General features: G+C 29.9%; 1 protein-coding gene. It reads left to right on the forward strand.

The window, feature by feature from the left end:
* Positions 1-128: 128 nt before the first annotated feature.
* Positions 129-782 carry an AbiV family abortive infection protein gene (locus EGM88_RS14970; RefSeq protein ID WP_123899231.1) on the forward strand — a complete coding sequence of 218 codons (654 nt, stop codon included), beginning with the start codon at positions 129-131 and terminating at the stop codon, positions 780-782.
* Positions 783-1,091: the final 309 nt, after the last annotated feature.

The following is a 1,091-nucleotide window of genomic DNA, read 5'->3' on the forward strand; positions in this document are numbered from 1 at the left end:
AAGTTATTTTACTCACTAACTCAAAGGAAACTTCCTTTGAGTTCCGTTTAACAACAACTAACACTATGTAAAGAGAATAAAACTAACGTTTTACTATCTTTACACATCTTATTAGCTGTAACCTGGAAATGACGAAAATAATAACGAAATATAAATTTAAAAAATTAGCTACTGAATCAATTATCAACGCTTTGAGATTACATTTTGATTCAATTCTTTTATTTAAAAATGACTCATTTCCAACTGCCTTTCATATAAGCGTGTTAGCAATGGAGGAAATAGCTAAATCCAATTGGATTGAGCATTATTATGATGCTTCAGTAACTAATCAAGGTTTTCCAGATACTGACTTTGAACAAAAATGGTTAAAACTACTTTATAATCATAAAAGAAAACAATATTCTTTCCTTGCTCGAGAATTTTTTAATTATTCTCCAAAATTTGTGGAGTTTATAAAATCTGGAGAGTTAGAAATAAAAAAACAAAATTCGATATACGTAGGACTTAAAAGAACGTCTAAGCAAATAGAAACAAAAGGAAGAATTTCATTACCGACATCAAGTGTGAAAAGAAAAGATGCAAAACAATTAATATCACTAAATAACACAGTTTTAATAGAACAATGTGAACGAAATATTCGACATGGAAATTACTATGGAATTGAAGAAAAACAAAATATATTAAATGACCAATTATTAAAATATCTTAAAGAAGATTGGGAATATAAAACAGGTTTAAAAAGTGATAAATGGTTTGACGAATGGAGAAAAGGCAACAGCTAACACCGGCTAAACTTCATACGGGTTTAGTCCTAACTCCAAAGTTTTGTGTATATTTACTAAGTCGCCAAATCCTTTTTGATTTGGCTTTGTAATAAGAAAATTAAAACCAAAAAAAAGGCTTCGGCTTAGTCCGTGTTCGAAAATCTTGGCGATTTTCTTCCCGCACAAAGCCTAGCCAAAACCGTTGTACGCAATATCCCAAAAACACCACGCTGAAATAAATGTTTAGTTTTAAAAAGAACAATTTAGATAAAATAAAGTCATTCATTCTGAACTCGGAAGAAATCGAAATTGACAAAGACGACAAAG

Origin of the sequence: Aureibaculum marinum, from assembly GCF_003813905.1 — a bacterium.
Taxonomy (GTDB): Bacteria; Bacteroidota; Bacteroidia; order Flavobacteriales; family Flavobacteriaceae; genus Aureibaculum; species Aureibaculum marinum.

Excerpts from the sequence above, each read along its gene's own strand:
- EGM88_RS14970 (WP_123899231.1), top strand. The coding sequence starts at position 129 with ATGACGAAAATAATAACGAAATATAAATTTAAAAAATTAGCTACTGAA.